The 24,437-nt window shown below is 71.4% G+C and carries 21 protein-coding genes; 15 read left to right on the forward strand and 6 right to left on the reverse strand.

Annotated features, from left to right (window positions below):
* Positions 1–34: 34 nt before the first annotated feature.
* Positions 35–1,198: an MFS transporter gene (locus ACIQFY_RS13740; protein WP_400340617.1), complete on the reverse strand. Its 1,164-nt coding sequence runs from the start codon at positions 1,196–1,198 to the stop codon at positions 35–37.
* 134 nt (positions 1,199–1,332) lie between these two features.
* On the opposite strand from ACIQFY_RS13740, the gene ACIQFY_RS13745 reads away from it, so the two are divergent.
* Positions 1,333–2,073 carry a GntR family transcriptional regulator gene (locus tag ACIQFY_RS13745; RefSeq protein ID WP_326496694.1) on the forward strand — a complete coding sequence of 247 codons (741 nt, stop codon included), beginning with the start codon at positions 1,333–1,335 and terminating at the stop codon, positions 2,071–2,073.
* 194 nt (positions 2,074–2,267) lie between these two features.
* Here ACIQFY_RS13745 and ACIQFY_RS13750 read toward each other — a convergent pair whose 3' ends face one another.
* Positions 2,268–2,423, reverse strand: coding sequence for a hypothetical protein (locus tag ACIQFY_RS13750; protein WP_326496693.1), 156 nt, complete (start codon positions 2,421–2,423; stop codon positions 2,268–2,270).
* 206 nt (positions 2,424–2,629) lie between these two features.
* Between ACIQFY_RS13750 and ACIQFY_RS13755 the strand changes: the two genes are divergently transcribed.
* From ACIQFY_RS13755 to ACIQFY_RS13785, 7 genes are all read left to right on the forward strand, one after another.
* The gene (locus ACIQFY_RS13755) at positions 2,630–3,733 is read left to right on the forward strand and encodes a LacI family DNA-binding transcriptional regulator (RefSeq protein ID WP_400340543.1); all 1,104 of its coding nucleotides are present in this window, start codon (positions 2,630–2,632) and stop codon (positions 3,731–3,733) included.
* A gap of 105 nt (positions 3,734–3,838) precedes the next feature.
* Positions 3,839–5,620: an ABC transporter substrate-binding protein gene (locus ACIQFY_RS13760; RefSeq protein WP_326496691.1), complete on the forward strand. Its 1,782-nt coding sequence runs from the start codon at positions 3,839–3,841 to the stop codon at positions 5,618–5,620.
* The gene (locus ACIQFY_RS13765; RefSeq protein WP_066651916.1) at positions 5,617–6,597 is read left to right on the forward strand and encodes an ABC transporter permease; all 981 of its coding nucleotides are present in this window, start codon (positions 5,617–5,619) and stop codon (positions 6,595–6,597) included. The genes ACIQFY_RS13760 and ACIQFY_RS13765 overlap by 4 nt, the downstream gene beginning before the upstream one ends.
* Positions 6,594–7,553, forward strand: coding sequence for an ABC transporter permease (locus ACIQFY_RS13770; RefSeq protein ID WP_326496690.1), 960 nt, complete (start codon positions 6,594–6,596; stop codon positions 7,551–7,553). Before ACIQFY_RS13765 ends, ACIQFY_RS13770 begins: the two co-directional genes overlap by 4 nt.
* Entirely contained in the window at positions 7,550–9,313 is a 1,764-nt protein-coding gene (locus ACIQFY_RS13775; RefSeq protein ID WP_326496689.1) for an ABC transporter ATP-binding protein, read from the forward strand. The genes ACIQFY_RS13770 and ACIQFY_RS13775 overlap by 4 nt, the downstream gene beginning before the upstream one ends.
* Entirely contained in the window at positions 9,310–10,197 is an 888-nt protein-coding gene (locus tag ACIQFY_RS13780) for an alpha/beta fold hydrolase (protein WP_400340546.1), read from the forward strand. The genes ACIQFY_RS13775 and ACIQFY_RS13780 overlap by 4 nt, the downstream gene beginning before the upstream one ends.
* 8 nt (positions 10,198–10,205) lie before the next feature.
* Positions 10,206–11,402 (forward strand): glycoside hydrolase family 1 protein, encoded by a 1,197-nt coding sequence (locus ACIQFY_RS13785; RefSeq protein WP_400340618.1) that lies wholly within the window; start codon positions 10,206–10,208, stop codon positions 11,400–11,402.
* Between the two features lie 76 nt (positions 11,403–11,478).
* Here the strand turns inward: ACIQFY_RS13785 and ACIQFY_RS13790 are convergent, their stop codons facing one another.
* Complete coding sequence (locus ACIQFY_RS13790; RefSeq protein WP_400340548.1) at positions 11,479–12,405, reverse strand: hypothetical protein; 927 nt, start codon at positions 12,403–12,405, stop codon at positions 11,479–11,481.
* A gap of 94 nt (positions 12,406–12,499) precedes the next feature.
* Between ACIQFY_RS13790 and ACIQFY_RS13795 the strand changes: the two genes are divergently transcribed.
* From ACIQFY_RS13795 to ACIQFY_RS13805, 3 genes are read left to right on the forward strand one after another with little or no spacing between them, the layout of a single operon-like run.
* Positions 12,500–14,503, forward strand: coding sequence for an acyltransferase family protein (locus ACIQFY_RS13795; protein ID WP_400340550.1), 2,004 nt, complete (start codon positions 12,500–12,502; stop codon positions 14,501–14,503).
* 1 nt (position 14,504) lies between these two features.
* A complete protein-coding gene (gene galE / locus ACIQFY_RS13800) occupies positions 14,505–15,590 on the forward strand; it encodes a UDP-glucose 4-epimerase GalE (protein WP_400340551.1) in 1,086 nt (361 codons plus the stop codon).
* A gap of 45 nt (positions 15,591–15,635) precedes the next feature.
* Complete coding sequence (locus tag ACIQFY_RS13805) at positions 15,636–16,379, forward strand: sugar transferase (protein ID WP_326496684.1); 744 nt, start codon at positions 15,636–15,638, stop codon at positions 16,377–16,379.
* A 91-nt stretch (positions 16,380–16,470) separates the two neighbouring features.
* Here the strand turns inward: ACIQFY_RS13805 and ACIQFY_RS13810 are convergent, their stop codons facing one another.
* Together ACIQFY_RS13810 and ACIQFY_RS13815 are read right to left on the reverse strand one after the other, a co-directional pair.
* Positions 16,471–17,658, reverse strand: coding sequence for a glycosyltransferase (locus tag ACIQFY_RS13810; protein WP_400340553.1), 1,188 nt, complete (start codon positions 17,656–17,658; stop codon positions 16,471–16,473).
* A 30-nt stretch (positions 17,659–17,688) separates the two neighbouring features.
* On the reverse strand, positions 17,689–18,507 hold the full coding sequence (locus ACIQFY_RS13815; protein WP_326496682.1) for a glycosyltransferase: 819 nt from the start codon (positions 18,505–18,507) through the stop codon (positions 17,689–17,691).
* 22 nt (positions 18,508–18,529) lie between these two features.
* Here ACIQFY_RS13815 and ACIQFY_RS13820 point away from each other — a divergent pair, with 22 nt between their 5' ends.
* From ACIQFY_RS13820 to ACIQFY_RS13835, 4 genes are read left to right on the forward strand one after another with little or no spacing between them, the layout of a single operon-like run.
* Positions 18,530–19,825: a hypothetical protein gene (locus ACIQFY_RS13820; protein ID WP_326496681.1), complete on the forward strand. Its 1,296-nt coding sequence runs from the start codon at positions 18,530–18,532 to the stop codon at positions 19,823–19,825.
* Between the two features lie 41 nt (positions 19,826–19,866).
* On the forward strand, positions 19,867–21,447 hold the full coding sequence (locus ACIQFY_RS13825; protein ID WP_400340555.1) for a hypothetical protein: 1,581 nt from the start codon (positions 19,867–19,869) through the stop codon (positions 21,445–21,447).
* Positions 21,359–22,282 carry a glycosyltransferase family 4 protein gene (locus ACIQFY_RS13830; RefSeq protein ID WP_400340620.1) on the forward strand — a complete coding sequence of 308 codons (924 nt, stop codon included), beginning with the start codon at positions 21,359–21,361 and terminating at the stop codon, positions 22,280–22,282. The genes ACIQFY_RS13825 and ACIQFY_RS13830 overlap by 89 nt, the downstream gene beginning before the upstream one ends.
* Positions 22,283–22,318: 36 nt before the next feature.
* Complete coding sequence (locus ACIQFY_RS13835; protein WP_326496679.1) at positions 22,319–23,677, forward strand: polysaccharide biosynthesis tyrosine autokinase; 1,359 nt, start codon at positions 22,319–22,321, stop codon at positions 23,675–23,677.
* A 310-nt stretch (positions 23,678–23,987) separates the two neighbouring features.
* Here ACIQFY_RS13835 and ACIQFY_RS13840 read toward each other — a convergent pair whose 3' ends face one another.
* A complete protein-coding gene (locus ACIQFY_RS13840) occupies positions 23,988–24,389 on the reverse strand; it encodes a DUF3060 domain-containing protein (RefSeq protein ID WP_326496678.1) in 402 nt (133 codons plus the stop codon).
* Positions 24,390–24,437 lie beyond the last annotated feature (48 nt).

Here is a 24,437-nt window from a genome sequence, read left to right on the forward strand (position 1 = left end):
CGCCGACGTTGCGTGTTGCGGGCGGTGCTGGGCGTCAGTCGTGGGAGACGTCGGCGCGCGGGACGACCGGCAGCGCGAGCAGGGGCAGCGCGGCCACGATCGCGAACGACGCCGCGAAGCCGAGCACCCCGACGAGCGCGCCGACACCGGGACCGACGGCGCTCGCCGCCAGGAACTGCCCCGTGTTCTGCGCACCGAGCGCCCGGCCCGACCACGAGGGCCCCGCCGCCTCGGCCACCGACGTGTAGGCGAGCCCGTTGTCCGCCACGGTGACGCTCGTGGCGATGACGAGGAACACCGCCGCGGGCGCCCAGTGCGACACGTCGACGAGCGCGAGTGCGCCCATCACGGCCGCCGCGGCCACCGCGACGACGCGCAACGGCCCGACCCGGGAAGCGACGCGGTCGCTCCAGGCACCGACCAGGATGCGCCCGACGGCCCCCACGAACTGCGAGGCGCCGACCAGCAGTCCGGCCGCAGGCGTCGACCACCCGAGGCCCACCAGCCAGACCAGCCCGTACGTCGAGAGCGTGAACTGCGGCACGACGAGCAGCACCGACACGAGGTGCACCCGCCACAGGAACCCGGACGCCCGGTACGGGTTCGCGGGGACCGCGTCGATCGTCGCGGTCGTCACCGCTGCCCGGGCCTGCCGAGGCCGTGGGGGATCGACGACGCCCACGGCGCAGAGCGCGGTGAGCACCGCACACAACACGAACGGCAGTACGAGTGCGGTCCGGACACCGTGCGTCTCGGTCAGCAGCGGCACCGTCACGGCAGCGAGCGTCACGCCGAGCGGCTGCGACATCTGCCGGATGCCCATCGCGAGGCCGCGCCGCTCCCTCGGGAACCACCCGACCACGACCCGTCCGCTCGCCGCGTTCGTCGACGCGCTCGTCATGCCCGCGGCCAGGAACGCGACGCCGAGCAGCAGTGGGTCGCCCGCCGTGACCCACGCGGCGACGACGGTCAGGGTGGTCAGCGCGAGTCCGCCGGCGATCACCGCCCGTTCGCCGACGCGGTCGGTCACCGCGCCCCAGGCGATGAGGGTGAGGACGAGGCCGATCGTCGGGGCGGCCGCGAACAGTCCCGCCGACGCGAAGGGCATCCCCTGCGCCAGCAGGTGCGGGATGAGCAGCGCCGGGGCGGAGACGACGAGGGTCCCGGCAGCCTGTGCTGCGACGCCGAGCGCGAGCATCGTCCACGCCCTGGCGGGGACGACGGGCGGAGCGGCGGTGGTGGTCTGCGCGGGCACGTCGTCTCGATCGGGGAGCGGCTGGTGTACCAGGACGGTATACCAACACACGTCGATCTGCACTACGCTGGTCCGCCGTGACCGAGACGACCGAGACCGCCGCGCCCGTCTCGCAGACGAGCCAGCTCTACGACAACCTGCGCGCGGCGATCCTGACCCTCGACATCGCCCCCGGAGAGCGGATCTCGGAGCGCGGACTCGAGGGGCGCTTCCACGCCTCGCGGACCCCCGTGCGCGCTGCGCTGTCACGGCTCGAGCGCGAGGGGCTCATCCTCCACGAGGGGCGGTCGTGGACGGTCACCCCGATCGACCTCGACGAGATCGCGTCGCTCGCCGAGCTCCGCGGCGTGCTCGAACCCGCCGCGGCGCGTCTCGCCGTCGAGCGTGCCTCCGCCGAGCAGCTCGACGAGGTCCGTGCGCACCTCGACCAGCTCCGCAGCACACCCGACCGCGAGGCCGGGATCCGCATGGGCTCGACGTTCCACCTGGACCTCGCCGCGCTCGGTGGAAACCGCTTCGTCACCGATGCGATCGCCGACGCCCTCACCCGGCTCGAGCGGACGCGGTGGATCGAGGTCCGCACCGCCGAGGCGCGCGAGGCCGCGTGGGACGAGCACAGCGCGATCCTCGAGGCCGTCCGTGCCGGCGAGGCCGACCGCGCGGCCGAGCTGCTGGCGGCGCACGTCGCGGGGACCAACGACCGCCTGCTCGCGTTCATCGCGCAGGAGCGACGGCGCCTGCGCGGTGCGGGCATGGCGATCGTCGGCAGCCCGGAGACGCTCGGCGACGGCGAGCCGGCCGCCACCCAGACGCATTGACCACCCAGGCGCACTGACCACCCGGGCCAACTGACCACCCAGGCGCACCGGTCAGGAGCGAACGGCCGCACTCGCCACCCGGGCGCACCGGCCAACAGGCACCGGGGCGCACCGGCCAACAGGCACCGGGGCGCACCGGCCAGGAGGCACCGGCCGGACCGACGAAGCGGACCCGACCCGTGCCTCCCGGCTGGTCAGGCCCTGGTCGTGGGTTCCTCGGACCCGTCGATCTCCTGGACGGACAGCGTCGCGCCGTGCTCGGTGTGGTCGAGGAGCGCGTCGCGCACCTCGGCCTCGTCGGTGGTGAGTCGGATGGCGTGCTTGCTGCCGGACCGCGTCTGCTGGGACATCGAGAGTTCCTCCTGTGTGCGTGGGCACCGTCGTGGTGCGCTTCCTCACGGGACGTTCTGAGGTCGCAACAGTCTGCGCCCGCCCCTCCGCGGAACGCAAGGGGTGTCGGCCGGCCTGTGGAGGAGTCGGAGTCGGGCCCGTGCCTAGGATGGTGCGGCCGCGCACCGGTGCAGCGGCCGGGTGGACGTCGGACGGGAGGCACGGCATGAGCGCGCAGCGCACCGCACCTCCCACGGTCTACGACGTCGCGTCCCAGGCCGGCGTGTCCATCGCCACCGTCTCCCGCGTGCTCCGCACGCCGGACGCCGTCCGTGAGGGCACCCGCGACCGCGTGCAGGCGGCGATCCGGAGCCTCGGCTACGTGCCGTCCGGCAACGCACGTGCCCTGGCCGGCAAGCGGACCGGCGTGGTCGGCCTGCTGCTGCCCGGGTTCGACGTCGTCCCGGACGAGCGACCCGACCTCGTCACGGACGGTGGCGTCCGGGTGGTCGACGACCGACGCCACGTCACGCAACCGTTCTCGTCGAACCTGTACTTCGACGAGGTCCTGCGCGGTGCCGAGACCGAGGCGTGGCAGCGGGGGCTCGCCCTCATGGTGGCGGCCGGGCGGGGGTCCTCGCGGGACGTCATCGTGAACGACGTCGCGGGCCGCGTCGACGGCCTGGCGGTGCTCGCGCAGACGGTGCCCGACGACCTGCTCGAGCACGTCGCCCGGCGCATCCCGGTCGTGGTGCTCGCGGACGACCGGCGCTCGCACGGCTTCGACTCGGTGAGCGTCGACAACGCCGCGGGCATGCGCACGCTCGCGTCGCACGTGATCGGTCGGCTCGGGATCCGCTCGCTGGCCTACCTGGCGGGGCCGATCGACTCTCCGGACGACATCGAGCGTTCGGCGGGGTTCCGCCAGGCGCTCGCCGACAACGACCTGGCGGCGTCCGACGTGCGGGTGGTGCACGGCGACTTCGGGCGCGCACGGGCTCGTGAGCTCGCGTCGGCCCTGTTCGACGGAGTCGACGTCCCCCGCGGCGTGATCTGCTCGAACGACCAGTCCGCGCTCGGCGTGCTCGACGCCGCCGGCGCGCGGGGGCTGCGCGTCCCCGAGGACGTCGTGGTGACCGGCTTCGACGGCATCGACGCCGGGCGCTTCTCGACGCCGCCCCTGACGACGGTGCACCAGCCGATGGGGGAGCTCGGTCGTGCGGCCGTCCGGGCGATCGTCGACCGGTTCGAACGGCGGGAGGGGCCCCCGCGCGCTCTGCGGCTGCCGGTCGAGGTGCTGCTGCGCGAGAGCTGCCCGCCCGCGCTGTGAGCGGCGCCGACGTTCCGCCCCGGCACGGAACCCGGAGGTTGCACGTGGTGATGTAAGCGCATACATTGGGCGGAGCACCCACTCGACACGGAGGTCGACCGAGCAATGACGCTTCCCCCACAGCGCACGCGCGGGCACCGCGACCCGCGCCCGGACGGACGGCCGACGCCACCGGCGCCGCACACCCCCGCCCGCCGCCGCGGCCGCATCGCCGCCGCCATCGCCGGACTCGCGGTCGTGGCCCTCGTGGCCACCGGCTGCAGCATCCAGGTCCGCTCCCAGCCGGACCCGAGCATCGGCAAGGACACGATGCTCATCAACGCGGACCGTGGCAACCCACTGTTCGACCGCAACTTCAACCCGTACATCCCGAACGCCCGCACCGCGAGCAAGTGGATGTACGAGCCGCTCATCGAGATCAACCCGCTCGACGGCAAGGGCACCCCGTGGCTCGCGAGCTCCTGGGAGCTGCCCGACGCGCGGACGATCGACATGACGATCCGCAAGGGCGTCGAGTGGTCCGACGGCACGCCGTTCACCCCCGAGGACGTCCTCTTCACGTTCGACCTGCTCAAGAAGTTCCCGGCGATGGACGTCAAGGGTGCCTGGCAGCACATCGACCGCATCGATCGGGACGGCGACCACCTGGTCTTCCACCTCAACGGCGAGGACGTCCCGAGCCTCAACATCATCGGCGCGACCTACATCCTCCCCGAACACCACTACGGGAAGGTGAAGGACCCGGTCACCTGGCGAGACCCGAACCCGGTCGGCACCGGTCCGTTCGTCCTGGGCAACTACTCCGATCAGCAGTACTCGATGGACAAGAACCCGACGTACTGGCAGGCCGACAAGATCGCGATCAAGCACCTCGTGCTCCCCGCGACGAACACGCAGCTCGACACCGTCACACGGGGCTACGACTGGGCGTACTCGTTCATCTCGGACGTCAAGGGCACGTGGGGGGCCGCGTCCGACACGAACCAGTGGTGGTTCCCCGCCGGCGGCGTGATCGGTCTCATCCCGAACCTGACGAAGGCGCCGTACGACGACGTCAACGTGCGCAAGGGCATCTCCTACGCGCTCGACCGCGACGGCATCGCCGAGACCGCCTCCGAGGGCAACCTCAGCGCCGCGGGCCAGACCGGCCTGATCCTGCCGAACCAGGAGCAGTACCTCGACCCGTCGATCCCCGACGAGGGGATGATCACGCAGGACACCGACCGCGCCCTCGCCGAGTTCGCGAAGTCCGGCTACGAGCAGCAGGGCGGCAAGCTCGTCAAGGACGGCAAGCAGCTCGAGATCAACCTGATGACCGCGAACGGCTACTCGGACTGGCTCCGTGCCGCCCAGCAGGTGCAGCGTGACCTCGGGAAGATCGGCGTGAAGGTGCAGATCCAGGCACCGCAGCCCGCCGGCTACCAGCAGAACATCAACAACGGCAAGTTCGACATGGCGATGGGCGGCATGGGGAACGGTGACGTCTTCCAGGCGTACAACTCGCTGCTGTCGAGCGACTTCTACCAGCCGGTCGGCAAGTCGACGGTGAACAACTTCGAGCGGTACAAGAACGCGGACACCCAGAAGCTGCTCGACGAGTACCGCGGCACGACCGACCGTGCCGAGCAGCAGCGGATCCTGGACCAGCTGCAGGCCATCGTGTACGACGACCTGCCCGTGATCGGCATGTACTACGGCGGACTCTGGGGCCTGTTCAACACCGGCAAGTTCGTCGGCTGGCCGAGCGCGGAGGACCCGTACATGGCACCGCAGAACTACGACTCGGCCCCGCTGCTCATCTTCACGAAGCTCCGGCTCCGTGACAGCGCCGCAGGCAAGCAGATCCTCGAAGAGCAGAAGACGCAGCAGAAGGAGGCGGGCAAGTGAAGTACATCCTCCAGAAACTCGTCCTCTTCGTCCTGACCCTCTGGGCTGCGGTCACGCTGAACTTCGTGCTCCCGCGCCTCATGCCGGGCAGCCCGTCCGACGCCGCGCTCGCGAAGCTGAGCCAGAACGGTCCGGTCACCGACGCCACGAAGAAGGCCATCGAGGCCCAGCTCGGCGTCCCCAGCGGCAACCTCTGGGACCAGTACGTCAGCTACCTGCACCAGGTCGTCACCCTCGACTTCGGCACGAGCTACACGTTCTACCCGCAGCCGGTCGGTGACCTGGTCGGCCGCGCACTGCCGTACACGCTCGTGCTCGTCGGCACGGTGACGGTCCTGGCGTTCGTCATCGGCACGCTGATCGGTGTCGCTGCGGCGTGGAAGCGCGGCACGTGGCTCGACTCGCTCCCGACCCTGTCCGGCAGCTTCATGTCGACGTTCCCGTACTTCTGGACGGCGCTCCTGCTGCTGTTCTTCCTCGGCTACGTCCTGCACTGGTTCCCGACGACCGGGGCGTCGTCCGCGACGAGCGTCCCGGGCTGGAACGGCACCTACATCGGTGACGTCCTGCGGCACGCGGTCCTGCCGGCCGTGACGATCCTCGTGACGAGCCTCGGCGGCTGGATCATCGGCATGCGCAACGCGATGATCAACACCCTCGGCGACGACTACGTCACCTTCGCCGAGGCCAACGGCCTCCGCGGTCGCACGGTCGCCGTCCGGTACGCCGCGCGCAACGCGATCCTGCCGAACCTGACCGGCTTCGGCCTGGCGCTCGGTGGCGTGGTCGGCGGCTCGGTGCTGGTCGAGCAGGTGTTCGGCTACCCGGGCATCGGCTACCTGCTCTTCAACGCCGTGATCGGGCAGGACTACCCGCTCATGCAGGCCCTCTTCCTGATGATCACCGTGTCGGTGCTCATCGCCAACTTCATCGTGGACGTCCTCTACGGCGTCCTGGACCCGAGGACGCGCCGATGACCAACACGAAGGCACCCGACGCAACAGTTGCCGTCCGGACCCAAGACACCCAGCAAGAGCAGCAGGCCCCCTCCAAGCTCCGATCGGCAGGACGACAGTTCGGCGTCGTCTGGAGCAACACGAAGGCCCGCATCGGCCTGTGCATCCTCGGCTTCTTCGTCCTCGTGGCGATCGCCGCCCCGCTCCTCGCCCCCTACGGCGGCAGCCAGAACGGCTTCGCGCGGAACGCAGACGCCAGCTGGGCGCACTGGATGGGCACCACCGCCGCCGGCGAGGACGTCCTCTCCCAACTGATCTACGGCGCCCGGGTCTCCGTGCTCGTCGGCGCGGTCGCGGGCCTCCTGTCCACGCTCGTCGCCGTCGCGATCGGCCTGAGCTGGGGCTACATCCGCGGCTGGGTCGCCGAGGTCATCGGGTTCATCGTGAACCTGTTCCTCGTCATCCCGGGCCTGCCGCTCATGATCGTCATCGCGGCCTACCTGCAGAACGGCGGCATCGCGGTGATCATCGCCGTGATCGTCGTCACCGGCTGGGCTTGGGGTGCGCGCGTCCTGCGCAGCCAGACGCAGTCCCTGCGCAGCCGCGACTTCGTCACCGCCGCGCAGTTCTCCGGCGACGGTGCGACGCGCATCGTGTTCCGCGAGATCCTGCCGAACATGACGAGCCTGATCGTCGGCAGCTTCTTCGGCGCGGCGACCAGCGCGATCCTCGCCGAGGCAGGGCTCGAGTTCCTCGGACTCGGCGACTCGTCGATCGTCAGCTGGGGCACGATCCTCTACTGGGCGCAGAACTCGAACGCACTGCTCACCGGCCAGTGGATCCTGCTGTTCGCCCCCGGTCTCTGCATCGCCCTGCTGGCGATGAGCCTCACCCTGATCAACTTCGGCGTCGACGCCGTGTCCAACCCGCGGCTGCGCGAGGGCGCGCGCCGCAAGCGCAAGGAGGTCACCGCATGAGCGGCGCAACCAGCGACGGCCTGGAGGCCCGTGGCGGCACCGCCACGCGCCTCCCGTCCGACGGCACCCAGGTCGAGGTCCTGCTCGACGTCCGCGACCTGTCCGTCGTCTACGAGTCGGCCGGCCAGACGGCCGTCCAGGCCGTCGACCACGTCTCCTTCCAGCTGCGCAAGGGCGAGTTCGTCGGTCTGGTGGGCGAGTCCGGCTCGGGCAAGTCGACCCTCGGCTACGCGCTCACCCGGCTGCAGAAGCCGCCGGCGCGCACCAACGGCGGCAGCATCGTCTTCGGCGGCGCCGACATCCGCGACCTCGACGACGAAGCGCTCCGCCAGCAGCGCCAGGGCGGCTTCGCGATGGTCCTGCAGTCCGGCATGAACGCGCTCAACCCGGTGCGCACGATCCGCAACCACTTCGTCGACGTCTTCCGGGCGCACGGGCACGTGCCGCGCGAGCGCTGGGACGCCCGGATGCGGGAACTGATCGGCAAGGTGAAGCTGCCCGAGACGATGCTCGCGCGCTACCCCGGTGAGCTCTCCGGTGGCATGCGGCAGCGCGTGTCGATCGCCCTCGCGCTGTCGCTCGAGCCGCAGCTCATGGTGTTCGACGAGCCGACCACGGCGCTCGACGTCCTCGTGCAGCACGCGGTGATGGACACGATCATCGAGCTGCAGCGGTCCGAGGGGTTCACGGCGATCCTCATCAGCCACGACCTCGGCATCGTGCTCGAGGCCACCGAACGCGTGCTCGTCATGCACGAGGGGCGGATCGTCGAGGACGGCCGCTCGCTCGAGGTCCTCCGCGACCCGCAGGACGAGTACACGACGATGCTGCTGTCGCACTACGCGGACCCGCGCGCGGAGGTCGTGTCGCTGCCGGGCTTCCCGGATCGGTCGCAGCGGTCGGTCTCCCGCCAGGAGACGACCTCGTCGTTCGCCACCGTCGGGTCGCGTGAGCGCAGTGCCGCGAAGAACCCGATCGTCGTCGACCACCTCGTGAAGACGTACCCGGCGCCCCGCCGCGGTGAGCAGCCCGTGCAGGCCGTCCGCGACGTGTCGTTCACCCTCGAGCCCGGGCAGTCGCTCGCCCTCGTCGGCCAGTCCGGCTCGGGCAAGTCGACCATCGCGAAGATGCTCACCGGCGTCGAACAGCCGACCTCGGGCACGGTGCGCTTCGGCGACACGGACGTGGCGAAGCTCGGGAGGCGGGGGCTCAAGGACCTGCGCTCCGAGGTGCAGATGGTGTTCCAGGACCCGTACGCGGCGCTCAACCCGCTGCACACGGTGGAGTACATCCTGTCCCGGCCGATCGCGAACTACACCGGACTCCGCGGGCGGGATGCCCGTCGCCGGATGCTCGAGATCCTCGAGACCGTGGGCCTGACCCCCGTCGAGCAGTTCGCGCAGAAGCTCCCGCACCAGCTCTCCGGCGGGCAGCGGCAGCGCGTCGTCATCGCCCGGGCGCTCGCGAGCGACCCGCAGGTGATCATCGCCGACGAGCCGGTCTCGATGCTCGACGTGACGCTGCGGGCCGGCGTGCTCGCGCTGCTCGAGGACCTGCGCGAGCAGTGGGGCGTCTCGCTCCTCTACATCACGCACGACCTGCTGAGCGCGCGGCTCATCACCGACGACATCATGGTGCTGCACGACGGCGCGGTGGTCGAGCGGGGCCGGACGGCCGAGGTGCTGCAGCACCCGCAGGACGACTACACGGTGGCGCTGCTGGACGCGGTGCCGAACCCGCGGCGGACACTGCTCGCATGACCACGGTGCACGAGTTCCCGTCCGTCCCGGCCTTCGGGCACCTCCCCACGCCCGAGGGCGTCAACGTCGTCGGCATCGACCTGCCGGTCGGGCGGCTCACCGCCTACCGGGTGGTCCCGTCCGGACCCTCGAAGGGTGTCGTGCTCGTCGTCCCCGGGTACACCGGCTCGAAGGAGGACTGGCGCACCTTCATGCCGCTCCTGCGTGACGCCGGCTGGACCGCGGTCGCGATCAGCCGCCGAGGGCAGGCCGACTCGGCGGCACCGACCGCACCGTCCGACTACTCCTTGGACGAGGAAGCGGCCGACGTCGTCCGGGTCGCGGCACTGCTCGACGACGGCGCGCCCGTGCACCTGATCGGGCACTCGCTCGGCGGGGTCATCGCCCGCGAGGCCGCCATCGCCTCGCCGCAGTCGTTCCGGTCCCTCGTGCAGTTCTGCTCCGGCCCGTACGGCTGGCCCTACCGCAAGGTCACTGAGCTGACGATCCTGCACGACACCGGCGGCAACCTCCGCCAGCTGTTCGACGCCACGAACCCGCTGTGGGCGTACCGACCCGACGAGGAACTCCCCGACGACGCGCGGATGGTCCGCGACCGCTTCGACGCCACGAGCCCATTGAGCGTCGTCGCCGGCGGGCACATCCTCGAGGACCACACCGACTCGTCCGCCGAGCTGCGCGCGACCGGGCTCCCCGTCCTCGTGGCGCACGGCGAGTGGGACGGAGCCTGGCCGATCCCGTGGCAGCGGCAGATGGCGGAGGACACCGGCGCCCGCTACGAGGTCGTCCCCACGAGCTACCACGGCCCCCACGTCGAGAACCCGACCGCGACCATCGCGCTCTTCGACTCGTTCTTGACGAGCACTGACTCGTCGCAGCACTGAAAGGACTCATCATCACCACGCTGCAGTTCCCCGACGGCTTCCTCTGGGGCGCCGCCACCGCCGCCCACCAGATCGAGGGCAACAACGTCAACAGCAACTGGTGGGTGCACGAGCACGAGCCCGACACCACCATCGTCGAACCCTCCGGCGACGCCGCCGACAGCTACCACCGCTACCGCGAGGACATCCGCATCGCCGCCGACCTCGGGCTGAACTCCTACCGGTTCAGCATCGAGTGGGCGCGCATCGAGCCCGAGCGCGGTCACGTCTCCCGCGCCGAGGTCGACCACTACCGCCGCATGGTCGAGGCCTGCCACGAGGCCGGCATCGAACCGATCGTCACCCTCATGCACTTCACCGTGCCGCGCTGGTTCGAGCGCGACGGCTTCTGGCGCGCCGACGACGCGGCCGACCTGTTCGCCCGCTACACCGAGGCCGCGCTCCCGGTGGTGCAGGACGGCGTCCGCTACGTCTGCACGATCAACGAGCCGAACATCGCCGCGATGCTCGCCGGGGGAGAGGACGCCGCCAACCTGGTCGCCTACGGCCTGCCGAACCCGGACCTGCACGTGGCGGATCAGCTGCTCGCGTCGCACAAGCGGTCCCGCGAGGTCCTGTCCCAGGTCTCCGGGCTCCAGTCCGGCTGGACCATCGCCACGCAGGCGTTCCGCGCGAACGGCGAGCCCGGCTCCGAGGAGATGCTCCGCGAGTACGGCTACCCGCGTGACGACTGGTACCTCGAGCAGGCCGCGGGCGACGACTTCCTCGGCGTGCAGGCGTACACCCGCACGTTCATCGGCGCCTCCGGTCCGGTGCCGGTCGCGGACGACGTCGAGACGACCCTCACCGGGTGGGAGTTCTGGCCGGAGGCCTCGGCCGACGGGCTCCGCAGCGCATGGGAGCTGTCCGGCCACGTCCCGCTGATGATCACCGAGAACGGCATCGCCACCGCCGACGACTCCCGCCGGGTCGCGTACACGCAGGGCGCCCTCGAGGGCATCCACCGCTGCATCGAGGACGGCATCGAGGTCCTGGGCTACCAGCACTGGTCCCTCCTGGACAACTACGAGTGGGCCTCCGGCTACCGCCCGACCTTCGGGCTCGTCGCATGGGACCGCGAGACCTTCGCACGGACGCCGAAGGACTCGGCGCGCTGGTACGGGAAGGTCGCGCAGGCGAACGCGCTCGAGACGCGTCGCGACTGACGCGACCCCTCTTCCGGTCTGGAGGCTCGTGACCGGTCGTCACGGGCCTCCCGTCCGTCGTCCGGTCGCCCTGCGGTCAGCGGGTCGCCTCGTCGCTCGAGGGATCGTCGGCGACGTGGGCCTCGCCGAAGGCGTGCGCGTCGAACCAGGCGAGCAGCACCTCTTCCGCCTTGCGCGACCCGCGCTCGCGGGCGACGTCGAGCGCCGTCCGGTCCTCGGCGTCGAGCACCGTGACGTCCGCGCCCCGTTCGATGAGCGCCTCCGTCGTCCCGCGCCGGTCGAACCATGCGGCGGCGTGCAGCGGGGCGAAGCCCCAGCGCGGGTCGACCTCGTCGATCCCGGTCGGGTCCGCGCCGACCCCGTCGAGCTCGAGCGAGAGCCCGCCGACGTCCCCGTGACCCGCAGCGCGCACCGCGGGAGCGGCCCACTCGAGCCAGCCGTCCGGCACCGGGCCGTGCCAGCCGTGGGCGGGGCGCGCCTCCAGGTCGGACCACGCCGACTCGGCGACGGGACGGACCTCGATCACCACGTCGCGGAAGTGCACCGCGAGCTCGCCGGTGGGGGAGAGCAGCAGGCGGAGCTCCCAGACGTCGGCGTCGACGTGGGCGATCTCGCCGCGGGAGACCTGGACGTCGCCGGCGAGGACCGCGAGCGGTACGGTGTCCGCGGGCTCGAGGACGGCGCGGTGGAACTCGAGCGTCACGCGGGCGTGGTTCCAGCGGCGCCAGAGGCCGTCCGGGGTGTCGAGGACCTCGTCGGTCCGGGCGACGACGACCGCGCGGACCGTGCGGGTGGGGGTCGCGTCGATGCCCGCGGTGTCGTTCCCGCCGGTCTCGCTGACCTGCCACTCGGCGATGCGGGCCTCGTTCCAGGTGACGGACGCGAGGGCGGCGACGGACGGGGGTGCGTCGGTGACCAGGCGGGCGAGGTGCTCGGCGTAGCCGTCGACGTCCTCGAGGGAGACGTACCCGACACCGGGCCAACCGACTCGACTCCATCGCACGGGAAGGACCATACCAAGCGCTTCGGATCACCGGCGCTCTCCACAGGAATTCATGTTCCGTGTACTGGTGTTCCAGATGCGACATCATTACCAGATGCTCCTCCTCCGCGCCTCCGGAACGCCGTCTCGCCGACGGAGCCTCCGTCCTGAACTCCAGGGCGTCCGAGCTGTCGCGGCCGGTGTGGTACTCGCCTTCCACGCAGGCGTGCCGGGTCTGGACGGGGGCTTCCTCGGCGTCGATGTGTTCCTCGTGCTCTCCGGGTACGTGGTCACCAACGTGTTGCTCGCCGAGCGACGTCGTCTCGGCTCGATCGACCTGCTGTCCTTCGTCGTCGCGCGGTTCAGACGCCTCGCGCCGACCGCCGTGGTGGTCGCCCTCTCGACGTTCGCCGTCGCGCTCCTGATGACCTCCCCGTTGGTGCACCCGCGGCTCGCTGCCGAGGCGGCCGCGGCCGTCCTCGGGTACGAGAACGTGCTGCTCGCGCTCCGAGGTGTCGACTACCTGCAGGACGACACCGCGAGTGCGTTCCAGCAGTTCTGGTCGCTCGGGCTCGAGGTGCAGTTCTACGCGGTCTGGCCGGTGGCGCTCATCCTGGCGCTGCGGTCCGGGGGGCGGCGGGGTGCGATCTGGGCCGCCGGGTTCGGGATCGTCGCGTCGATCGTGAGCGTGCCGCTGGCCCGGGCGGTGGCGGAACCCTTCGCCTTCTTCATGCTGCCCAGCCGCGCATGGGAGTTCCTGCTGGGAGCGTTGCTCGCGGTTGCCGTCTCGGTGGCCTTCACCCCTGCCGTCACCGCGGTGGTGCGAGCAGCCGGTCTGCTCGCGGTCGCCGGTGGTGTGGCCCTCGCCGGACCGGAGACCGAGCAACCCGGTCCGCTGACGCTCCTCCCGGTGCTCGGTACCGCGGCACTCGTGCTCCCGGGCACCTCGGCGCGGTCCGACCTGGTACGGCGCATGCTCAGTACGCGACCCGTGGTGGTGCTCGGTGACGCTTCGTACTCGATCTACCTGTGGCACTGGCCGCTCCTCGCGCTCCCGGTCCTCGTGCGCGGAGCGCCCACGCCGTGGCCGTTCCGCGTCCTGCTCGTCGCCGCGGCGGTCGCCGTCGGCCTGGTCAGCGCCGCGGTCCTGGAGCGTCGTGCACGTCGACTGCTCGAACGCTGCCGTCCGCGGACCACGATGGTGCTCGCCGTGGCGGCGGCGGCCGCGCTCGTCGTCCCGAGTGTGGCCGCCGTGTCGGCGCGCACGACCTCGGACGTCCGGGTCCCCGGCCCCGACGCCACGAGCGCAGCCCTCGGCCCGAGCGCCCCCGATGTCGTTCCCGCGAACGTCACGCCGGGGCTCACGGATGTGCTCCGCGACCTGCCCTTCCCGTACCCGGCACACTGCGTGGCGGAACTGCTCGACCCGCCACCCGACCCGTGCGTGACCGACGCGGGACGAACCCGTCGTGTCGCACTGCTCGGGGACAGCCACGCGATGCAGTGGGCGGACGTCGTCCGACGTGCGGCGGAGGACGCCCGAGTCGGCCTGACCGTCCACGGGCGAGCCGCCTGCCCGTTCGCGGACATCCGGGTGGTCAACCCGCAACTCGGTCGCGAGTACCGCGAGTGCGATGCGTGGCGACGAGCGACGTTCGCGAGCATCCGCGCTGAACGTCCGGAGGTCGTCGTGGTCGGAGAGGCAACGTCGCTCTACCGGGGGCGCCAGGTGGACGACGCTCCCTTCGAGCGCGTGTGGCGCGACGGCATCCGGCGGTCCCTCGCCGCCCTGCCCGCCGGGACGCGTGTCGTCTTCCTCCAGGACACGCCGTCGTGGTCGTTCGACCCGAACGAGTGTCTCGCGCGCCACCTCGAGGCGGCGGACCAGTGTGCGCGCCCAATCGGGGAGCTGCTCGACGCCGGTGTCCGTCGTGAGGTCCGCGGCCTCGGACCACCGGTGACGGTGATCGACCCCCTGTCGGCACTGTGCGACCGCGTCTGCTCCCCGGTCCTGTGGAACGTGCTCGTGTACCGCGATCGGTCCCACCTCACCGCCACCGCCGCCCGCGAGCTCGGCGGGCCGCTCCGGCACCGACTCTCCGCGATATTCCGTCCGTGATATGTTGTACGTCATGGTGTCCTCCGATCGATCGACCGTCCTCGTCACAGGTGGGGCGGGCTACATCGGGTCACACGTGGTCCGACTCCTCGTCGAAGCAGGCAGGGACGTCGTCGTGATCGACGACCTCTCCACCGGTGAGCTGCACCGGATCGGCGGTGTCCCCTTCGTGCACCTCGACCTCGCGTCCGTCCGTGCACGAGCCCGCCTCGGCGACACGATCCGTGCTCACGGTGTCGGCGGTGTCGTGCACCTCGCGGCGATGAAGCAGGTGGGGGAGTCCGTCGATCGCCCCACCTGGTACTTCGATCGCAACATCGGCGGCCTGACCAACCTCCTGGCTGCGATGGAGGACTGCGACGTCCGCGATCTGGTCTTCTCGTCGTCGGCTGCGGTGTACGGCGACGTCGCCGGTGGGCAGGTGCGTGAGGAACACCCCTGTGTGCCGGTCAACCCCTACGGGCAGTCCAAGCTCGTCGGGGAGTGGATGCTGACCAACGCCGCCCGTGCGTGGGGCATGCGGGGGATCAGCCTGCGCTACTTCAACGTCGCGGGTACGGGGTGGCCAGAGCTGCGCGACCGAGCCGAGACGAACCTCGTGCCGATCGTCATCCGGGCGGTCCGTTCAGGACGACCGGTGCCCGTGTTCGGGACCGACCACCCGACGGCGGACGGCTCCTGCGTCCGCGACTACATCCACGTCGCCGACCTTGCCGACGCCCACGTCGCCGCGCTCGACCACCTCCACGGAGCGGATGCCGGACACACCGCGGTCAACCTCGGAACGGGGCGCGGCACGTCCGTGCTGGAGATCGTGCAGGCGGTCTCGGCGTGCGCGGCACGCCCGGCGGTCGTCGACGCCCTCCCGCCACGCGCCGGTGACCCCGTGACCGTCGTGGCCGACCCGTCGCGTGCCGTCCGGCTCCTCGGCTGGCGGGCCCGTCGCAGCGTGGCCGACGCGGTCAGGAGCGCGTGGTCCGCCTCACTCCCCGCCGATCCCGCCGATCCCGCCGACCCGCCCGTCCCGACTGCCCCCGCCGGCCCGACCGTCCCCGCCGTCGCCGTCCCCGCCGGCTCGGCTGGTTGAGCCGGTTCCGACGCCGTGCCCGCTCCTCATCCCGGAAGGAATCCGATGTCCTCGAACCATCCGTACGACCGGACCAAGCGTGTCCTCGACGTCATCGCGGCGCTGGTCCTGCTCGTCCTCTCTGCGCCCGTGTGGCTGCTCGTGACGATCGCACTGCTCCTCGTGCAGGGGCGGCCGGTGTTCTTCCGACAGCGCCGGACCGGGCTGCACGGGACGACCTTCTCGATGCTCAAGTTCCGGACGATGCTGCCGGACATCGACGGCACCGGTACCGCGAGTGATCATCTCCGCGTCACGCCGCTCGGAGCGTTCCTGCGTGCGACGAGCCTGGACGAACTCCCGAACCTGCTCAACGTGCTCCGCGGTGAGATGAGCATCGTCGGCCCACGACCGATGCTCGCGATGTTCATCGAGCACCATGCTCGGGACGGCCACGGCCTCCGGCACGCAGTCCGGCCGGGGGTCACCGGGCTCGCGCAGGTCAACGGCCGGAACGACCTCGAGTACGTCCGACGCTTCGAGTACGACCTCGAGTACGTCCGACGTCGCTCGCTCGGCCTCGACTTCGTCGTCCTGCTCCGCACCGTGCCGGAGGTCCTCTCCCGACGCGGCGCCTCCGGTGCCGAGCCCTGCGCTCTCGGCGCGACGGACGCCGCGGCCGGGGTACAGGCGCCGGTGCTCGGGGAGACCGAGCGGGCGGGGGGCGGTGCTGCGGCCGACCCGCACGACGGCCGGGCCGGGGAGACCGAACGCCACCTTGCCGAGGTCGGGGTCGGCAGTTCCGTGTGAGGTGACAGAGCGGACCGGGCTGCCCGGCCCGCTCGCATCCCGCCGACGAAGGGGCGGTTCGACATCGGTCGAACCGCCCCTTCGTCGTGCGTCATGCTCGGCTGCTCCGGCTCCGGCGGCGTTCTGATCGGGCGCGCTCGACGTACCGGGTGAAGGCGTCCCAGACCACGCGACGGTCGAAGTCCTCAGTGGCGCGGCGGTGTCCGCCGTGGGCGATCGTCCGTCGGAGCGTCGGGTCGGTCGCCACCGCCCGGAGTGCTCGTCCCGTCGCTCGTCGGTCACCGACGGGGACGACGAGCCCTGTCGCGCCGTGCGCCACGAGGTCGGCGAGGCCCGTGCAGTCGCTCACCACGACGGGGAGGCGCGTCGCCCACGCCTCCAGGACGACGGTCGGCAGCCCTTCGCGGTGCGAGGGGAGGCAGAAGACGTCGAACCCGCTGTACTCCTCGGCCGGGTCGTCCACGTTGCCGGTCATCGTCACCCAGTCACCGCACAGCAGCTCCTGGACGTCGTCGTCGAGGAGTTCGGTGCCCTCGTCGAGTCCGACGAGCACGAGGCGGGCCGGTACCCCGTCGTCCCGGACGTCCGCGACGGCACGGACGAGGGTCTCGACGCCCTTGTCCCTCGTGACGCGACCCACGAAGCCGATCACGAACTCGTCGTCGTCCACCCCCCATCGTCCACGCACTGAGGCTCGGAGCGCGGGGTCGTCGGCGATCGCCGTCGCACGAGCGACGTCGGTCCCCACCACCGAACCGGCTCCCACGACGTCGATGCGGTCGATCGGCAGGCCGAGCTCCCCGCACCGGCGACGGAGTCCGTGACCCACCGCGAGGGTGTGTGTCGACATGAGCACGGACAGTCGTTCCGACTCGACGAGGAGTCGCCGTGCGAGCCCCGTCGCCGTCTCGAGGCGGAGGCCGTGGAGGACCTGCACGCGGGTCGGCACCCCCGTCAGCCGGGCGGCGACGCCCGCGAGCAACGTGGCCTTCGGCGTGCCGTACACGACGGTCTCCGGGCGCAGTCGACGCATGAGCCCGACGAGCTCGAGCAGCGCGCGGAGGTCTCGTGCGGGGGACGGATCGCGGGCGAGTGCGAGGGCGTGAGCCGGCACCCTCTCCCGCGCGGCGACGCGATCGAGTCGCCCGGTGTCGCCGGCAGCGACCGTGACGGGTGCCAGCGAGGTCGTGGTGAGGTGGCGCAGCTGGTCTCGCATCACGACGTCGAGGGTCGCGTCGACCGTCTTCACGACGAGTGTGCCGGAACGGGGTGTGGTCATCAGGGCCTCCGGTGGTGTGGTGGGGGTCGGTCACGTGGTGACGAGGTAGCGCGGACGCCGGAGCCCCGCGTTCCGCAGTGCTTGTCCAGCGGTCCAGCAGAGGTCGTGTGCGGACTGCAGGACGACGGGTGTACCCAGGCTGCGTGCGAGCCGGCGGCGCGAGGCGATCACTCTCCGTGCCGATGCCGAGAAGGCACGGGTCCTCCGGCTGTGCATGCCGTCGTGCACCCGGTACTGCACCAGGCGCTCACCGACGTTCCCGAGGGTGCACGTCGCACTGAGGCGCAGCCACAGGTCGTAGTCCTGCATCCGCACGCAGCCCGGGTCGTAGCCGCCCACCCGTTCCAGCGGCGGTCGCCGGAGCACCATCGCCGAGTGCACGAACACGTTCCGCCGGAGGAGCTGCCGAGCGGTGTCCTCCGTCGGGACGTCGATGTGTCCCCGAGGTCGTCCGTCCTGGTCGATCACCGTGGCGGCCGAGCCGACGCCGGCCCACTCGGGGTGCTCGTCGAGCGCTGCGATCTGCCGCTCGAGGCGGTGTGGTTCGGCGATGTCGTCCGCGTCCAGCCTGGCGAAGAACGGCGTGTGCGTCGCGCCGAGGACGGTGTTCAGGGTCGCGGCCGTGCCCTGTCGGGAGGGGGTCTTGAGGACCCGGACCCGTGGGTCGGCCATCCAGGACGGACGATCGCCCTCGAGCGGTACGCCGTCCAGCGCCACGACCACCTCGAGATCCTCGATGGTCTGTGTGAGGACGGATGCGACGGCCGCGTCGAGGTGTGCGTCGAGACGGACCGTGGGGACGGCGACGGTGACGAGCGGCAGCCCGCTGCGTCGAGCAGCATTCGACATAGGCATATTGTATACTAGGACAATGCACCCGATCCTGAAGCCGTCCCCGGGCCGACGCGCACCGGGGAACGGGTTCCGGGTGTTCGTGCTGCTCGCTGCAGCGGCCCCGGGCATCGCCGGTCGGGGCGTGCAGTTCCTGGCGCTCGCCTGGTTCGCCACCCTCGTCCGGCCGGAGCAGTACGGCGCGTTCGCCGTGCTGCAGACGCTCGTCGTCGGAGCAGCGAGCGTCGTCGGGAGCACCGTCGGCATCACCGCCAACACGGCTGCGGCCGAGCGGGGTGTTCGCGGTCCGCGGCTCTTCGCGGTCGTCGGCGCCATGGTCCGCCTGCGAGCGGGCGTGCTCATCGTCAACGCGTGCGCGTCCTTCCTCGTCGTGCTCGTCGGTTTCGTCGTCCTCACCCGCCCGGCGACGCCCGGCGAGCTCGTACCGGCGGTCGTCGCCGGAGCGCTCGGTGGTGCCGTCCCGGTGGCGGAGGTCCTCGTCGGGGTCCTCGCGGGCTCCGGTCGTCCCGGCGTCGCCGCTGCGCTCGACGCGCTCCGCGGGGTCGGCGGCGCCGCAACGGCCGTCCTCGTCGGGGTGCTGTCCGACGGCGGTGCGGCCGCCGCGGGACTGGTCGTCCCCGACGTCGTGATCGCCGTCGTGGTCCTGGTCGGCGCCACCCGTCGGCCCCGGACGCCCGTCGGTCTGCACCCGAGGGCACGCGAGGGCGCTGCGGTCGGGATCGCAGCGAACGTGCTCGGGCAGGTCGCGGTCTGGGTGGTCATCGCCGCGGTCGGCTCGGTGGGCGGTCCTGTCGCGATGGGCGTGTACGGCGTCGCGATGCGGTTCGCGTCCGTCATCACGGTCGCACCGGTGTACCTCGGGAAGGTCGTCGTGCGCCACTTCGTCGAGGGGACGGACGCCCCCGGAAGGTGGACCCCCCGGTCGTTCGTCGTGGTCGTGGGAGTGCTCTGCGCGGTCGGCTCGGTGGTGTCGCTCCTGGTCCTCGCGCTCGGCTTCCCCGAGCTGGTCGACCGGTACCCGGGAGTCGTGCCGGTGACGGTCGCGGTCCTGCTGGTGACCTCGGTCCGGGCGGTCCTGATCTGCGTCGGCCAGGTCTGCGTCGCCCGCCGGGCCTGGCGTACCTGGTTCTTCGCGGACCTCGTCGCGTGCGGTGTGACCACCGCGTCGGTGGCGGTGTCCGTTGCCCTCGGCGCCGGGTTGAGCACTGTCGTCCTCGTGTCCGGCCTGGGGCACGTCGCCGGCATCGCCGTGCGGCTCGCGGGACTCCGCGGCCTCGGCGCTCTCCCGGCGCGCGGATCGGTGGTCGCGCGGTGATCGCGAGGAGCACGGTGGCCCGGGCGACGAGCACGACCCGAGTGATCGACGACAGTCGCGCAGCGGTCCACCACCTCGTGCGCGCGGCGGCGGTGGTCCCCGTCCTGCTCAGCCTCGGCGTCCTCGTGTCCGGGCACGGTGACGCTCGCGCCTTCACGGTCCCCGTCGCCGTGCACGCGGTCCTCGTCGTCCTCGCCCTCGAGGTCTCGCGGCTGCTCGCACTCGGCGTCCGCTTCGACGGCCTGACGCTCTTCAGTGCCTGGGAGGCCGCCCGCGGGTGCGTCGCGCCGGTGATCATCCAGTACGTGGGGAACGGCTCGGCGTTCCACTACCGGCTCGGGAACGTGGAGGACTCACGGACGGTACTGATCCTGGGGTCCACCTTCTTCGCGAGCGCGATCGTCGTCAGGCTCGTCGTCGGACTGGTCGGTGGCCGGACGCGCGGTGACGTCGGACGGCAGGTCGCTCGACTCCGACCGTCGCGCATCCCGACGTGGGTCCTGATCGTCGCCGGCAGCGTCGGGATGGTCATCCGGTTCCCGACCCCCGGCGCTGTTCTCGGGTTCCTGTCCGGAGCGATCGAGCAGCTCCAGGGCAACGACCAGATCGGGAGCAGCGGGATCGTGCTCATCGGCATGGTGCTCCGCCCGCTGCTGTTCGTCGGCCTCGTCCTCGAACTCCGTCGACGTCGTTCGGAGGGCCGACGCTGGTCCTGGCTGCTCCTGCCGCTCGGGCTGGTCCTCGTCTTCGGGCTCGCGTCCTACGGCCTGAACCGTGCAACGGTGGCGTACGCGGTCTTCGCAGCGGTGTTCGTGTTCCTCGACCGCTCCGAGCGCCGTCTGCAGATCGTGCCGATGATCACCGCGGTGGCCGCGCTCGGCACGTTCTTCGTCGGTATCGGGACGCTCCGGGCGACGCTCTGGGTCAGTCGGACGGCGCTCGATGCGCCGACGATCGGGATCGTCCCGGCGCTGCAGTCCGTGATCCCGTACTTCGGGACCCCGATGCAGCTCGCGGCGGCGCTACCGTGGATCGAGGCGTCGAACCCGTTCGGGCTCCGGACCTTCGGCCTGTCCCTGCTGTCGCCCGTCCCCGGCGCCCCGGACGTCGCGAGGACCGAGTCGAGCACCGCCGTCTACAACCACGTCGTCTACCACAGCTTCCTCGGCAAGGACCAGCTCCTACCGACCTGGTTCGAGGGCTACCTCTGCTTCGGCCTCGTCGGGGTGGTGCTCGCCGGTGCGTCCGCGGCACTCATGCTGAGCCTGAGCGACACCCTCCGTCTCCGGGCGAGCACGGTTCTCTCCGCTTACGGCAGCGCGCTGCTGGTGCTCTGGAGCGCCCAGGCCGGCGTCACCTCGTTCGGGGTCATCGAGCAGAACGTCATCTACTTCGTCCTCGTGCCGATGGCCCTCGGGCTCGTCGGCACCCCTCCTGAGGTACGTGCCTCACCGAACCACGAAAGGCCACAGCGTGAAGATCCTCATGCTCTCCGGCATCTTCGGCCAGACCGCGGAGTACCGCGCCACGCACATGGCCGAGACCCCCGACAGCCTGTTGGCCGACGGCCTGGCGGCGGTCGGCGTCGACGTGACGACCGCACCACCGCACTTCCGCGGTGACTGGCGCGGCTACGACGTCGTCCACCTGAACCACCTCACGAACGCGTGCCTCCGTGCGCTGGCGCCGTCGCGGCAGCGCATCGTCTTCACGCACCACACGAGCGGGTGGAAGCCGTGGCACCACCGCCTCGTCCGGAACGCCGTCGAGCGCCGCGCCGACCGCGTCGTCGTCTTCACCGCGGACGAACGTCGTCGGCTCGGGAGGCACGTGCGCGACGAGAAGGTCGCCGTCATCAGGAGCGCACTGGCCGTCGAGCGCTTCGCTCCGGCGCCGCACCGGGCCCCGGCTCCCGGCGAGCCGTGGGAGCTGCTGTACGTGGGGCAACTGGTCGCCTTCAAGCGGGTGCACCTGGCACTCGAGCTCGTCCGACGGATGCGCGCAGCAGGCCGCCACGCTCGGCTCCGGATCGTGTCCCACCGTGAGACCCTGCGGCCCGAGCTCGAGGCCGAGGCCCGTCGTCTCGGGGTCGCCGACGCCGTGGAGTACCTCGGAACGCGCACGCGCGACGAGATCGGTCCGGAGATGGCGAGGGCGCACTTCCTGGTCCTGCCGTCACACCGCGAGGCCCTCTCGACCGTGACGAGCGAGGCTGCGCTGACGGCACTGCCCGTCCTGCTCTTCGACGTCAGCGGCGCTGACGAGCAGGTCCCGACCGGGTGGGAGCGTCCGCACCCGGACGACGTCGAACGGTGGTTCGACCTCGCGCTGCACCGTGTCGACCACTACGCCGGAGCAGCGGCGGCCTTCGAGCAGAACGCCGCGGCGGTCCGGGACCGCCTGGGGATCGACCGCGCCGTCCGTGAGCACGTGCAGCTGTACCGATCCCTCCTCTGACCTCCACCACCTCGACCCGAACCAGAACGGAACGCCATGGACCTCTCGATCCTGCTCCGCGCCCTCCGCAAGGGGTGGCTCCTCATCCTCGGCGGCGCCGTCCTCGGCCTGCTCGGCGCCGCAGTCGTCAACGTCACCGCCGTGCCGGAGTACAAGGCGACCACGAGCCTGTACGTCTCGGTCGGCGGCTCCACCAACTCGAGCGAGCTCGCCCAGGGCGGCACGGCCGCTGAGCAGAAGGTGCAGTCCTTCGCGGCGGTGGCCACCGGGGCTCGCGTCCTCCAACCGGTCATCGACGAACTCGGGCTCCGGATGACGTCGAACGAGCTCGCCGAGAAGGTGGCGACGCAGACCCCGATCGACAGCGTCATCATCGACATCACGGTCACCGACGGCTCACCGACCAGGGCGAGCGCCATCGCGAACGCCATCGGTGCAAGCCTCGCCGACGTCGTCACCGGGACGCTCGAGACGCCGAGCGCGGACGGGACGAGCCCGTTCCGCATCGAGACCGTGCAACCTGCGCTCGTCCCGGAGGCGCCCGCGACACCACGCATCGTGTCGAACCTCGTCGGCGGACTCGCGCTGGGCCTCCTGGCCGGCCTCGCCGCTGCGGCGGTGCGCGTCGCCCTCGACACCCGTCTCGAGGGGCGGGCCGACGTCGAGGAGGCCGGGAGCACCCCGGTGCTGGGCGAGGTGCCGTACCACCGCGACTTCCGTGACCGGCCGCTCGCCGTCCACAGCGACCCGCTCGCGCCACGCTCCGAGGCGTTCCGACGACTCCGCACGAACCTGCGCTTCCTCGAACTCGGGCGCGACTCGAAGAGCTTCGTCGTCACGTCCTCGTTGCCGGCCGAGGGGAAGAGCACCGTCGCGGTCAACATGGCGCTCGCGCTCGCCGAGGACGACCAGCGTGTCGTGCTTGTCGACGGCGATCTCCGTCGACCCAGGGTCGCCGAGCTGATGGGCGTCGAGGGCGCGGTCGGTCTGACGGACGTCCTCATCGGCCGCGCCGAGCTCCAGGACGCGCTGCAGCCGTGGGGCCGAGGTGGCCTGGTGGTCCTGCCCTCCGGACAGGTCCCCCCGAACCCGGCGGAGATGCTCAGCAGCACGGGCATGACGGCGATCCTCGCCGACCTCGAGGCGCGCTTCGACGTGGTCGTCATCGACGCACCGCCGCTCCTGCCGGTGGCGGACGCAGCGATCCTCGGACGGATCGCGGGCGGTGCGCTCCTGGCCGCAGCGACGCGCAGGACGAGCCGGAAGCACTTCGCGCAGGCCGCCGCTGCGCTGCGGGATGCCGGGTCCGAGCCGCTCGGGACGGTGATCACGATGGCCCGTGCCTCGTCCCGCGACCCGTACGCCCTGAACTACTCCTACCGGTCGCCGCGCTGACCTCGTCGCGCTGACGGACGAGGGCGGGGAACCAGGGGTTCCCCGCCCTCGTCGTGTTCGAGCCTGGACGGCGCGCTGGTGCTGCTGCTCGCAGCACCGGGACAGGGTGCGCGTTCCGTGGACGGTCCGGCCTGGAGGGACCGGGTGCGTCGGTACCGCTGCTCGCGTCGTCGACGCGGGCGGGCTGGGCATCGGCGGCAGCGCCGTCCGCATCGGCGGGCGCCGGACGTCGCCGCTGGGTACTGGGAACACGAGAGGGCGCCCGCGGTCAGCGGGCGCCCTCTCGTGGTGTGCGGCGGGTGAGTCGGGTTCAGCGAGCGGAGGAGGGAAGGACCTTCGAGCCGGATCCGAGCTCGTTGAAGTCCGGTTCGTCACCGTCGTAGTAGATCGTGTTGTCGGTGCCGCTGCTCGTGACGGTGTCGACGGTGTGCACCGTGATGGTGTTGTGGTCCCCTTCTACGGTGAGCTGCTTCACGTCACCGACGGTGAGCGTGTTGCCGTTCCCCAGGACGTCGAACACGTCGCAGCCGTCGTGCTTGCTCTGCTGGTCGTCGGCCTGGAGTGCCGCGACGCCGTCGACACACTCGGCGGCCGCCGGGGCGCTGGCGCTGGCGGTCGGAGTCGGGGACGGCCTGGGGGTGTTCGCCGTGCAAGCGTTGAGTGAGACGAGTGCCGAGGCGGCGAGGGCGCTGACGATCATCCGAGTGCGCATGGGGTCCTTCTGTGTCGAGTTGGTTCCTGGTCGAGGTGGTGCCGCAGG

It is taken from the genome of Curtobacterium sp. NPDC092190 (genome assembly GCF_044755625.1).
Classification (GTDB): Bacteria; Actinomycetota; Actinomycetes; order Actinomycetales; family Microbacteriaceae; genus Curtobacterium.